Below are 265 nucleotides of genomic sequence, written 5' to 3'. Positions count from 1 at the left end.
AAGCAGAGGGTCAGCGGTTCGATCCCGTTAACTCCCATTTAAGCGGGTGTAGTTTAGTGGTAAAACTACAGCCTTCCAAGCTGTTGTCGCGAGTTCGATTCTCGTCACCCGCTTTGAACTTTGTTCAATTACCAAGTTTTTAACTTGGGCGCGTAGCTCAGGTGGTTAGAGCGCACGCCTGATAAGCGTGAGGTCGGTGGTTCGAGTCCACTCGTGCCCATAAAGTTTGGTCCGTTGGTCAAGGGGTTAAGACACCGCCTTTTCA

Annotated in this window: 2 tRNA genes; both read left to right on the top strand. The window is 50.6% G+C overall.

Annotated elements, in window-relative coordinates:
* Positions 1-42: 42 nt before the first annotated feature.
* Positions 43-113: transfer RNA gene (locus JQ841_RS04925), tRNA-Gly, on the top strand.
* 33 nt (positions 114-146) lie between these two features.
* Positions 147-220 (top strand) — tRNA-Ile (locus tag JQ841_RS04920).
* Positions 221-265 lie beyond the last annotated feature (45 nt).

This window comes from Streptococcus mitis (genome assembly GCF_905187535.1).
In the GTDB taxonomy this organism is placed as follows: Bacteria; Bacillota; Bacilli; order Lactobacillales; family Streptococcaceae; genus Streptococcus; species Streptococcus mitis_BS.
This window is presented reverse-complemented; position numbering and strand designations above follow the sequence as displayed.